Below are 10,730 nucleotides of genomic sequence, written 5' to 3' on the forward strand. Positions count from 1 at the left end.
TGCAGTCCCAGGGCTATTGCGTGGCGTTCGCTCTGGCTCAACTGCTGGTAATTCTTCTGTGTCATCTTGGCCTCAATTCTCGGTGTTGCACTTCAGAATTGAGGCCGCCAAGCGATAGCGGCCAATTTGACTAAGAATTTGGCTGCCGTGGAGCTATGCCACGCTCACCCGGTTGCGGCCCGCGTTCTTGCTTTGGTACAGCGCCTTGTCGGCGCGTGCAATGGCAGCTTGCAGGTCTTCGGCGCTGTGCACCTGGGCCACGCCAAACGACATGGTCAGCGCGATGGGCGCTTGGCCCACGTCCAGTGGCGTTTGCTCGATGGCGGTGCGGATGCGTTCGGCGGTGGCGCAGGCGGCGTCCAGCGGGCTGGCGGGCATCAGCGCCAAAAACTCCTCACCGCCCCAACGCGCCAGCACGTCCCCTTCGCGCAGGTTGGCGGCCAGCACTTTGGCCATGGCCACCAGTACCTCGTCACCCACGGCGTGGCCGTATTGGTCGTTGATGCGTTTGAACAAGTCCACATCACACAGCAGCAGGGTGACTGGCGCACCGTCGCGCTGGCTGCGCGCCAGCGCGTTGGTGGACAGGGCTTCGAAGTGGCTGCGGTTGGCCAGGCCGGTCAGCGGGTCGAGCGTGGCCTGCTTGCGCAAGCGGGCCTCCGCGATCAGGATCGTGCGGCGGTAAAAGGCCGACAGCGCGGCCGACATGGCGAACACCAGACAGATGTGTACCCAGTTCACGATGTTGACGCTGCGGGCGGGCAGGGGGTCGAGCGGGCCCAGGTGGCTGCTCAGTGCATGCAGGCCCAGGTAGTACGCCAGCAACGCCAGCACCATCGGTGCGGCATACCCGCGCGTATTGGCAATCACGATGGCAGGAATGAACATCAGCAGGTAGTAGTGAAACCCGCTGTCCCAGCCGATGAGCAGCGAACCCAATGCCGAATGCCCCACCACCTCCAGCCAGATCAGCAACAGCCCGGCCACGTTGTAGCGTTTCTGTATGAGCCGGTATGCGCCCAGGTACATGCCGATGCTGACCACGTTGATGGCCGCCAGGGGTAGCGAGCCCAGCCACAAAAACAGCGCGATGTAGCCGACATCGATGGCCGCAGCGGTCAGCGCCACCCGCTGCACCATGGCCCAGTAGGCCTTGCCCGCCAGGCTGGAGCCACGCTGCGGTGCTAGGGGAGGGCGTGGCTTGAAGGTGGGGTTCATGGCGCGAAAGCGGGGCGGGGCGGATGGAGCCTGGGCAAGGGTGCCACAAGCTGCTTACAACACGATACATCGTAAGCATGCAGACCATCGGCGGTCCGCAGAACTGGCCGCTTTTGCAACGCATATCCGCCCCGGGCGGGCGCCTGGGGGCGGCGTAGCTACCTCCTAAAAGGAGAAAGTAGTAGTCGGATTGGCCGCTAGCGCTTGTCCATCAAGCGCTGGCAGCTATCAAAAAGATACTAATGAGGCGATGTGCAGTGAAGCGCTGCGGGACGTTTCTGAGGCTCTTCAGGCACGTCTCAGGTCCCGCCCACGTAGGGATTGCTCTGGCGCTCACGCCCGAAAGTGCTCTCGGGCCCATGCCCCGGGATGAACACCGTCTGGTTGCCCATGGGCCACAAGCGCTGGGTGATGCTGTCGATGAGCTGCTGGTGGTTGCCCTGCGGGAAATCCGTGCGGCCCATGCTGCCCGCAAACAGCACATCGCCCACAAACGCCCGGTCGATCTGCGGCGCATGGAACACCACATGCCCAGGCGTGTGGCCGGGGCAGTGGCGCACGTTCAGGGTCTCGTTGCCGATCTGCACCGTGTCGCCATCGTGCAGCCAGCGCGTGGGCGTGAAGTGCTGCGCGGGCGGAAACCCAAACATCGCGCTTTGCTGCGGCAGGCCGTCAATCCAGAACTGGTCGCCCGGGTGGGGGCCAACGATGGGCAGCGAAAGCCGCTCTGCCAGCTCGCCTGTACCGCCCGCGTGGTCGATGTGGGCGTGGGTGAGCCAGACCTGTTCGAGGGTGAGGCCCAGGCGCTGGATCTCTGTCAGCAGCACCTCCAGGTCGCCGCCGGGGTCGATCACGGCAGCTTTGTGGGTGGCGTCGCACCATACGAGGGAGCAGTTTTGCTGGAACGCGGTGACGGGGATGGTGAGGTACCGGAGCATGGGGTTGGTTGTGCCAGAAAAGCAAAATTAAGCCATACTCGTTCAAGCGTTTCATCTGGTTGCATTTGCCGCCAGATGCTGGCGGCTCGCCGCCACCGCGCAAAGGGCTCTACCCCGAATCCCTCATCCAGGCGATCAGCCCGTGGCGCTTGGGGCCCCAACCGACACTTCACCATGAACATTTCTACCGAAACCCTCCCATCCGCCCCCCAGGAGGCCGCGCGCACTGCTGCTTTGCTGGCGGCGCTAGAGCATGTGCAGGCCGTGGTCGAGTTTGACCTGGAGGGCCGGGTGCTGCGGGCCAACAGCCTGTTTCTGGACCTGATGGGCTACAGCGCCAATGAGGTCCTGGGCCAGCACCACCGCATGTTCTGTCCGCCCGAGGTGACGGCCAGCGAGTCGTACCGGGCACTGTGGGAGGGACTGCGCGCCGGGCAGGTGCGCGAGGATGTGTTTTTGCGGGTCACCAAGGCGGGCAAGCCGGTCTGGCTGCAGGCCTCTTACAACCCCGTGCGGGATGCCGAGGGCCGTACGGTGGGTGTGGTCAAGCTAGCCACCGACATCACCGCGCAGCGGGCACAGCAGGCGGACTTTGAGGGCAAGATCGCAGCGATCCACCGGGTGCAGGCTGTGATCGAGTTCGACCTGACGGGCCGGATTCTGGACGCCAACACGAACTTTCTGGACGCTTTCGGCTATGGACGTGACGAGGTCGTGGGCCAGCACCACCGCATGTTCTGCCAACCCGAGTTTGCAGCCTCCAGCGAATATGCAGACCTTTGGGCGCGCCTGGGCCGTGGCGAGTTCTTTGCCGGGCGCTATCGCCGCCTTTCCAAGGAGGGCAAAGAGATCTGGCTGCAGGCTTCGTACAACCCGATCCTGGACGTCACCGGCAAGCCGTACAAGGTGGTCAAGTTCGCTGTCGACATCACGCACGACATGACGTCCGCCACCGAGACCAAGGGCAAGATCGACGCCATCAGCCTGTCGCAAGCGGTGATCGAGTTCGATATGCAAGGTAACGTGCTGGTGGCGAATCCGAACTTCCTGCGCACCATGGGCTACACCCTGGCAGAAATTCGCGGCCAGCACCACAGCATGTTCTGCGAGCCCGGCCTGGTGCAAAGCCGGGCTTACCGTGACTTCTGGGCGGATCTGGGCGAGGGCAAGTTCCAGAGCGCACGCTATCGTCGCATCGGCAAGCACGGCGCAGAGGTCTGGATCCAGGCCACGTACAACCCCATCCTCGATGTCGATGGCCGCCCCTACAAGGTGGTCAAGTACGCGATCGACATCACCGCACAGGTGCAGCGCGAGAGTGCGGTGGCGCAGAAAGTGCAGGACATCACCGCCGTGCTCCATGCCATGAGCGATGCGATCAAGCGGCTGGCGCGCAGTGCCGGCCGCTCCACCGAGCTGGCCGAGCAGACCCAGCGCGAGGCGGGCGACGGCAGCGGGCTGGTGCGCCGTTCGCGGGACGCGATCCTCGCCATCGAGCGTTCATCTTCGGACATCCATGAAATTGTGGACACGATCAGCGAGATCTCCAGCCAGACCCATCTGCTGGCCTTCAACGCGGCCATCGAGGCCGCGCGCGCTGGCGAGCAAGGGGTGGGCTTTTCGGTGGTGGCGGACGAAGTGCGCAAGCTGGCCGAGAAGTCGTCGCTGGCCGCGCGCGAGATTGCCAAGCTGATCCACCAGACCGTCAGCCGCGTTGCCGAGGGCAGTCGCCTGTCCGAGGAGGTGGATGCGGCGTTCTCGCGCATCCTGGGCGCGGTCGAAGCCACAACGCGCTCGATCAGCGAGATCCGCATTGCGACCGAGGAGCAGGAGCATTCGACGCAAGATGTGGCCCGGCTGCTTGAAGACTTGCAGGGCCGTGGCAGCCCGCGCCAGGCGGATTGAGCCTTGCTTGCGATGCAGGACCTGAACCCGCCCCCGGCCACTACCAGCCCTGCGGTGATTCCGCATGTGCATGTGCGTGTGGGCGGCTGCGATATCGCCATTCCCATTGAACAGGTTCGCCAGGCCGTACCGCTGCCGCCCCAGGGCCTGACGGTGCTGCCGCGCCGCAGTGGCGCGTTGCAGGGTGTCGCCGATGTGGCGGGTGCGGCCGTGCCCATCGTGGCGCTGGAGCGCTGGCTGCCGCTGTCGGCGGCGGACGATGAGGACAACGGCGCTTCAAGGCTGCTGGTGCTGCAGCATGCAGACGCCCTGGTGGGCGTTCGCGTGGACGCTGTGCTGGGCGTGAAGCCGGTGGCTGCGGAAGGCGTGCGCAGGCTGCACCACACGCCGGACGACAACGAGCTGTTCGAGTCGGTGGTGCCTGCGTCTGCAGCGGCCCCCACGCTGTGCATTCTGGAAGTGGCACGGCTGATGCGGCTGGCCCAGGCCTGGTGTGCGGCGGCGGAGCTGGCCCTCGCAAGGTCTGCGGGCGCAGCGGCGTTGGCGGTGCAAAGGCCGGGCGCCAGAGCGCAGCGGTTCGCGGTGTTCCTGATCGGGAGTGAGCGGTGGGCCGTGCCTGTGGCCGCCGTGCAGCAGGTGGTGCCCCTGCCTGCGACGGATCTTGCGCTGGGGCGCAATGACCGCACCTGGGCCATTGGCCAGTGGCGGGAGCGCAAGCTGCCGCTGGTGGACATCAGTGAAGGCCGCCAGGCCAGCGATCGCCAGGCGGCACCGTGGATGGTGCTGGTGGGTCAGGGGCCGCTCGTGCTTGGGCTGACGGTCTCGGAGTGCGAGCAGTTTGTCGATGTGGCTCCCGACGAGGTAGCCCGCACGCCCGAGGATGCCGTGATGGCCGGTGTGGTCCTGAGACCCGATCTGGGCAAGTTGCAGGTACTGGATGTGGACAAGCTGTTCAGCCTTACCCCGGGGGCATCGATCAGCCGCGTCGCCCCTGCCGCATCGGCGCCTCGCAACGGCGCCGTGCCTTCAGACGCCGCCGAGCCCGTGCCTTATCTGGTCTTCGCTGCCGATCAGCGCTATGCCTCTCCGGTGGAGGGTATTGTGGGTGTGGTGGAGATCCCTCCGCAGGCCCGGGACGATCTTCGTCAGGGGCGGCAGGCCGTTCTTGCCTGGCGTGACCAGACCATCCGTGTCGTCAACCTGCCCGCCATTGGCCGGTCGGCGGCGCCGCCCGACCCGCTCCTGGCGGTGCTCGTCCAGGCACCCGGGGACTGTGCAGCACCTATCGGCATCGGCATCCGCAGCCTGTGCGACTGGCTGCCCGCGCACAGCGCGCGGCGCAGCGGCATGCGCATGGGGGCCATGGGTGAGCTGGGGCTGATCAATGCACAAGGTGCGGTGGACGACCACGCCAATCTGGTGGTCGTCGATCTTGCTCAGATGGCCTATCTGCTGGGCTGAGCTGCCAAGACACCAACCTACCGCCAACACAGGATTCACCATGACCCCCGCACCCCTACCTGCTGATGAGGACGAACGACTGAACGCCTTGCGCGCCCTGTTGCTTCTGGATACGCCGCCCGAAGAGCGCTTTGACCGCCTCGCACGCTTTGCCGCCGAGCAGCTGGGTACGCCCATTGCCCTGCTCACGCTGGTGGACGGGCAGCGTCAGTGGTTCAAGTCGCGTGTGGGCCTGGATGCCACAGAAACTCCGCGCGAGATCTCTTTCTGTGGGCACGCCATCCTGAAGGATGAGCTGTTTGTGGTCGAGGATGCCAGCAGTGACCCGCGCTTTTCCGACAACCCGTTGGTGACCGGAGACCCCCACATCCGCTTTTATGCGGGGGCGCCGCTCAGCGCCCCGGGTGGGCACCACATTGGCACGCTGTGCGTGATCGACACCGTGCCGCGCACCCTGGGGCGGGTGGAACGGTCGATTCTGGATGCACTGCGCCGTCTCGCCAACGAGACCTTGGCGGGACAAGAGGGCGAGGAATGACCGCGCCGCTGCCCCGGATCTTGCTGATCGAACCCCAGTTCGTGCTGCGGCGCACCATGGTCATGGTGGCCCGCGATCTCGGCATGGTGGATTTCCACGAGGCCAGCAGCGTGGGCCGGGCCCGCGCGATGCTGGCAGCCGATGCTTTTGATGGAATGGTCCTGGACCTCCAAGAGGGCCCGCAGGCCCTGGAGCTACTCAGCGATCTCCGGCAGGGTCGGTTCGCTGCGCCGCGCGATGCGCGGGTGGTGGTGCTGGCGGGCGGTGGCAACCCAGTGGACGTCGAACGTCTGCAGGGCCTGGGAGTGGCGCGGGTGCTGGGCAAGCCGGTGCGCATCAGTGAACTGCTCGACGCCATCGTGGGCGTGCAAGAGGAGGGTGCGCCCGCATCCTGACCCGTCTGTTTGCGCCCTGGTCACGGGGGAGCTTTATCGCGCAGCGAGCCGCTGCACCAGGAAATCCACCAGCACGCGTACGCGCAGCGGCATGTGCCGGTTGGCGGGGTACAGCAGCGAAAACGGGCGAGAGGCACCGGCATGGGCGGGCAGCACCTCCTGCAAGGCGCCGCCGTGCAGATCGGCTTCCACAATGAAACGGTAGGTCTGCAGCAGCCCTGCGCCTGCACGCGCCAGGGTCACGGGGCCCAGGATGTCGGCGGCGCAGCGCAGGTGGCCTTGGGTGGGCACCTCCACATCGCGCCCGGCGGCGTCGCGCAGTATCCATGGCACCGCCTGGCCGCTGCTGGGCAGCACAAACTGGATGCATTCGTGCGCCGCCAGGTCGGCGATGGCATGCGGCGTGCCGCAACGCGCCAGGTACGCCGGGGCAGCGACCACCACCAGGGCGGCGTCCTCCAGCTTGCGCGCCACCAGCCCCGAGTCGATGGGGGCTCGACCGCGCACGGCCAGGTCAAAGCCTTCTTCGGTGAAGTCCACGTTGCGGTTGCTCAACTGCAGCTCCAGCTCCACGTCGGGGTAGGCCTGCGCAAATGCGGGCAGCAGGGGCAGGATGCGGCAGTGCCCGTAGGAGGTGGGCAGGCTGAAGCGAACGAGGCCTGCCGGGCTTTGCTGCTGGCCCGACAGCTCGCGTTCTGCCTCGGCCAGCTGGCCCAGCGCCTGGCGGCATTGCTCGTAGTAGCGCTTGCCTGCGTCGGTGAGCCGCACCTGGCGCGTGGTGCGCTGGAACAGCCGCACGCCCAGGCGCGCCTCCATGCGCGCCACCGATCGGCTCACGGCTGCCGCCGTCAGCCCGGCCGCCTGGGCGGCGGCCGTGAAGCTTTGCCACTGCGCGGTCAGGCAGAACAGTTCGATGCTGCCCAGCTTCAGGTCGTCAAATTGGCGCGCCATGTTCTGTTTATTACTTCATGTAATCAGTGAAATTCCTGAAGCCTAGTTTATTGCTGTTTGCATCCTCAATACCATCGCTTCATCTTTCCACCACGCTCCAAAGGCAACCCCATGAAGCTGTACTTTTCTCCCGCCGCCTGCTCCCTGTCGCCCCACATCCTGTTGCGCGAATGTGGCCTCACCTTCGACCTGGAGAAGGTCGATACCGAGCGCCACCGCACGGCGGACGGGCGCGATTTTTATGCCATCAACCCCAAAGGCCAGGTGCCTGTGCTGGAGCTGGCGGACGGCTCCCGCCTCACCGAAGGCCCGGTCATTGCGCAATACATCGCCGACCAGGCCCAGGCCACGCAGCTCATGCCCGCAGCTGGTACGCTGGCGCGCTACCGGGTGATGGAGTGGCAGAACTACGTGAGCACCGAGCTGCACAAGTCCTTCACGCCCTTGTTCCACGCCGGGCTGGACGACAACGCCAAGGCCACGCTGGCCGCTCTGCTGCGCAAGAAGATGGACTGGCTGGACGCGCAGCTGCAGCACGGCCCCTACCTGACGGGCGAGCACTTCACGGCGGCCGATGCCTACCTTTTTGTGGTGCTGGGTTGGGCCAAGTTCGTGAAGCTGGATATCAGCGATCTGGCGCATCTGCAGGCTTTCCTGCGCCGCGTGTCCGCGCGCCCCGCCGTGCAGGCCGCGATGCGGGCCGAAGGGCTGCTGGGCTGAGAGGCCTTTGCTTCATCCCAAGGAATAGCCATGCCTTACATCAACATCAAAGTGACCCGTGAAGGCGTCAGCAGTGCGCAAAAAGCGGCGCTGATCCAAGGCGCCACCGATTTGCTGGTGCGCGTTCTGAACAAGGAGCCCGCCACCACCTTTGTCGTGATCGACGAGGTCGAGACCGACAACTGGGGCGTGGCCGGTGAAACGGTGACCGTGCGCCGCCAGCGCGCTCGCGCCGCCGCCGGCGGGAGCGCGCCATGAGTGACCCGCGCTTTGACGCAGTCGCCGCCGTGCTGCAGGAATATTTCGACGGCCTGTGCCACAGCGATACACAGCGCCTGCGCCGCGTGTTCCACCCGCAGGCGGTCTATGCCTGCGCCACGGCCGAGCCTGCGGTGATTCTGCGCATGGAGGAATATTTCCCCATCGTGGACCAGCGCCCCTCGCCCGCCAGCCGGGGCGAGACGGTGCAGGAGCGCATCCTGTCCATCGAGTTTGCCGGGCCGGTGACGGCTCTGGCCAGGGTGGAATGCGCCATCCTGCCCAAGCACTTCACCGACCTGCTGACCCTGATCCACGTGGACGGGCGCTGGCAGATCATTGCCAAGGTGTTTCACTACGAACTGGATCGCTGAGGCGGCGGTGCGCGCAAGCCGGTGGGCGAGTTCCTCTTCTCGGAAGGACTCATTGATTGATAGCTGCTAGCGCTTGCCAGATAAGCGCTAGAGCCCAATTTGGCTAAAAACCGGCGGCAGGCATCATCGGCGGTGGGCCCGCCTCACAGGTTGGTCGCCGCGACCACTTCCGACATGTCGGTCAACCCCTGCAGCACCTTCTCGATGCCGTCCTGGCGCAGCGTCAGCATGCCCGCGGCCAGTGCCGAATGGCGGATGTCCGAGGCGGGGGCGCGGTGGCGGATGTGCTGGCGAATGGTCTCGTCGCTCATCATCAGCTCATGGATGCCCAGCCGGCCGTGGTAGCCATGGCCATCGCACTTCGTGCAGCCCACATGGCGCCACAGGCGCAGCTCGCCCTGTGCGCCGCCGTGCTGCTGGCGCCAGCGCGCCACCTGTGCCTCGCGGGCCTCGGGGGAGTTGTTGGTGCCACTGTCCAGGTACTGCGATGCCAGGCCCAGCAGCGTGTCGTGGTCGGCCACACGCGGCTCGCGGCAGGCTGTGCACAGGCGGCGCACCAGGCGCTGGGCCAGGATGGCGAGCAGCGAATCGGAGAAGTTGAACGGGTCCAGGCCAATCTCCAGCAGCCGCGCAATGCTCTCGGGCGCCGAGTTGGTGTGCAGGGTGGACAGCACCAGGTGCCCCGTCAGCGAGGCCTCGATGGCGATGCGCGCGGTTTCCTCGTCGCGCATCTCGCCGATCATGATCACGTCGGGGTCGGCCCGCAAAAAAGTGCGCATGGCGGCGGCAAAGGTCCAGCCGATGCGCGGGTTCACCTGCACCTGGCGCAGGCCCTCCTGCGTGATCTCGATGGGGTCTTCGGCCGTCCAGATCTTGCGGCCTGCGGTGTTGATGTCGCGCACCACCGAGTGCAGCGTGGTCGTCTTGCCGCAGCCCGTAGGGCCACACACCAGCACCAGGCCATAGCTTTTTTGCACCACGGAGCGCAGCGCCAGCAGGTTGGGCTGGCTCAGGCCGATGTTCTCCAGCGGCAGGGGCTTGGCACCGGCCAGCAGGCGCAGCACCACGTCTTCCAGTCCGCGCGAGGTGGGCACGGTAACCACACGCAGCTCCACCGGTGGGCCTCCGAAGCGCGCGAAGTCGATCTTGCCGTCCTGGGGCTTGCGGTGCTCGGAGATGTCCATGCCCGCCATGATCTTGATGCGCGCCACCATCGCAAAGCGGTAGCGCGCGGGCAGCTCCAGGTAGGGCGTGAGGTCGCCGTCGATGCGCAGGCGGATGCGCACGTTCTGCGGCGCGGGCTCGGTCTCGATGTGGATGTCGGACGCGCGGTGGTGGATGGCTTCGTCGATCACCGAGTTGATGAGCCGCACCAGGGTGTTGTCCGACTCGCTGATCACGTCGGCCTGCTCGGAGTCTGCGTCCGGGACGGTGCTGCCCAGGTTGGCGGCCAGCTCGCGCGAGGTGGCGCGGGCAGCGGTGGTGGCGTCGGCGCCGCCAGACTGGGTGCGGTAGGCGCGGTGAATGGCGGGCATCAGCGTGCCTGGCGCGGCCTGCAGCGGAATGAGCCGCCGCTGCGTGAGAAACCGCAGTTCGTCCAGCAGCACGCGATCGAGCGGGTCGGCCATCAGCAGCACCAGCGCGTCATCGCGGGCAATCAGCGGCAGCACCGATTCACGCTCTGCCATCGCCCGGGGCACCATGGCCAGGGCCGCCGGATCGGGGGTGATGTCGCCGGGGTGCACGGTGTAGTCGCCCAGCCACGCGGCAATGACCTGGCGCAACTGCTCCTGTGTCAAGACACCGTCATCCACCAGGATCTGCCCGATCAGCCGGTTCTGCCCGGCGCTGCGCTCCTGCTGCTGGGCCTGCAGGCCGTCTTGCAGGGCCGACGGGGACAACATGCCGGCGTGGATCAGCGCCTCACCCAGGTGCCGCGCCTTGCCGACGGTGGGATGGGGGGCGGAGAGCT

The 10,730-nt window shown here is 66.3% G+C and carries 11 protein-coding genes; 7 read left to right on the top strand and 4 right to left on the bottom strand.

Features of this window, described 5'->3' with window-relative positions:
- Positions 1-153: 153 nt before the first annotated feature.
- Both NFX52_RS27640 and NFX52_RS27645 read right to left on the bottom strand, forming a co-directional pair.
- Positions 154-1,218, bottom strand: a complete 1,065-nt coding sequence (locus NFX52_RS27640; protein ID WP_055400720.1) for a GGDEF domain-containing protein — start codon at positions 1,216-1,218, stop codon at positions 154-156.
- A 299-nt stretch (positions 1,219-1,517) separates the two neighbouring features.
- Complete coding sequence (locus NFX52_RS27645) at positions 1,518-2,156, bottom strand: MBL fold metallo-hydrolase (protein ID WP_055400722.1); 639 nt, start codon at positions 2,154-2,156, stop codon at positions 1,518-1,520.
- Between the two features lie 174 nt (positions 2,157-2,330).
- On the opposite strand from NFX52_RS27645, the gene NFX52_RS27650 reads away from it, so the two are divergent.
- From NFX52_RS27650 to NFX52_RS27665, 4 genes are read left to right on the top strand one after another with little or no spacing between them, the layout of a single operon-like run.
- Complete coding sequence (locus tag NFX52_RS27650; protein ID WP_176887915.1) at positions 2,331-4,061, top strand: methyl-accepting chemotaxis protein; 1,731 nt, start codon at positions 2,331-2,333, stop codon at positions 4,059-4,061.
- A 12-nt stretch (positions 4,062-4,073) separates the two neighbouring features.
- Entirely contained in the window at positions 4,074-5,522 is a 1,449-nt protein-coding gene (locus NFX52_RS27655; RefSeq protein WP_055400726.1) for a CheW domain-containing protein, read from the top strand.
- A 40-nt stretch (positions 5,523-5,562) separates the two neighbouring features.
- Positions 5,563-6,060, top strand: a complete 498-nt coding sequence (locus NFX52_RS27660; RefSeq protein ID WP_055400728.1) for a GAF domain-containing protein — start codon at positions 5,563-5,565, stop codon at positions 6,058-6,060.
- Complete coding sequence (locus tag NFX52_RS27665) at positions 6,057-6,455, top strand: DNA-binding transcriptional response regulator (RefSeq protein ID WP_055400729.1); 399 nt, start codon at positions 6,057-6,059, stop codon at positions 6,453-6,455. The genes NFX52_RS27660 and NFX52_RS27665 overlap by 4 nt, the downstream gene beginning before the upstream one ends.
- A gap of 33 nt (positions 6,456-6,488) precedes the next feature.
- Here the strand turns inward: NFX52_RS27665 and NFX52_RS27670 are convergent, their stop codons facing one another.
- Entirely contained in the window at positions 6,489-7,406 is a 918-nt protein-coding gene (locus NFX52_RS27670; protein WP_055400731.1) for a LysR family transcriptional regulator, read from the bottom strand.
- Positions 7,407-7,517: 111 nt separating this feature from the next.
- Here NFX52_RS27670 and gstA point away from each other — a divergent pair, with 111 nt between their 5' ends.
- From gstA to NFX52_RS27685, 3 genes are read left to right on the top strand one after another with little or no spacing between them, the layout of a single operon-like run.
- The gene (gene gstA, locus NFX52_RS27675) at positions 7,518-8,126 is read left to right on the top strand and encodes a glutathione transferase GstA (protein ID WP_055400733.1); all 609 of its coding nucleotides are present in this window, start codon (positions 7,518-7,520) and stop codon (positions 8,124-8,126) included.
- Positions 8,127-8,156: 30 nt separating this feature from the next.
- Positions 8,157-8,384 carry a tautomerase family protein gene (locus tag NFX52_RS27680; RefSeq protein ID WP_055400735.1) on the top strand — a complete coding sequence of 76 codons (228 nt, stop codon included), beginning with the start codon at positions 8,157-8,159 and terminating at the stop codon, positions 8,382-8,384.
- A complete protein-coding gene (locus NFX52_RS27685; RefSeq protein ID WP_055400737.1) occupies positions 8,381-8,758 on the top strand; it encodes a nuclear transport factor 2 family protein in 378 nt (125 codons plus the stop codon). The genes NFX52_RS27680 and NFX52_RS27685 overlap by 4 nt, the downstream gene beginning before the upstream one ends.
- A gap of 143 nt (positions 8,759-8,901) precedes the next feature.
- On the opposite strand, the gene NFX52_RS27690 is transcribed toward NFX52_RS27685, so the two are convergent.
- A partial coding sequence (locus NFX52_RS27690) for a GspE/PulE family protein (protein WP_252635919.1) occupies positions 8,902-10,730 on the bottom strand: 1,829 nt, incomplete at its 5' end.

Origin of the sequence: Acidovorax facilis, assembly GCF_023913775.1 — a bacterium.
GTDB lineage: Bacteria > Pseudomonadota > Gammaproteobacteria > Burkholderiales > Burkholderiaceae_C > Acidovorax > Acidovorax facilis.

Coding starts and splice junctions, on each gene's coding strand:
- NFX52_RS27640 (WP_055400720.1), bottom strand. CDS start 1,218: ATGAACCCCACCTTCAAGCCACGCCCTCCCCTAGCACCGCAGCGTGGC.
- NFX52_RS27645 (WP_055400722.1), bottom strand. CDS start 2,156: ATGCTCCGGTACCTCACCATCCCCGTCACCGCGTTCCAGCAAAACTGC.
- NFX52_RS27650 (WP_176887915.1), top strand. CDS start 2,331: ATGAACATTTCTACCGAAACCCTCCCATCCGCCCCCCAGGAGGCCGCG.
- NFX52_RS27655 (WP_055400726.1), top strand. CDS start 4,074: ATGCAGGACCTGAACCCGCCCCCGGCCACTACCAGCCCTGCGGTGATT.
- NFX52_RS27660 (WP_055400728.1), top strand. CDS start 5,563: ATGACCCCCGCACCCCTACCTGCTGATGAGGACGAACGACTGAACGCC.
- NFX52_RS27665 (WP_055400729.1), top strand. CDS start 6,057: ATGACCGCGCCGCTGCCCCGGATCTTGCTGATCGAACCCCAGTTCGTG.
- NFX52_RS27670 (WP_055400731.1), bottom strand. CDS start 7,406: ATGGCGCGCCAATTTGACGACCTGAAGCTGGGCAGCATCGAACTGTTC.
- gstA (WP_055400733.1), top strand. CDS start 7,518: ATGAAGCTGTACTTTTCTCCCGCCGCCTGCTCCCTGTCGCCCCACATC.
- NFX52_RS27680 (WP_055400735.1), top strand. CDS start 8,157: ATGCCTTACATCAACATCAAAGTGACCCGTGAAGGCGTCAGCAGTGCG.
- NFX52_RS27685 (WP_055400737.1), top strand. CDS start 8,381: ATGAGTGACCCGCGCTTTGACGCAGTCGCCGCCGTGCTGCAGGAATAT.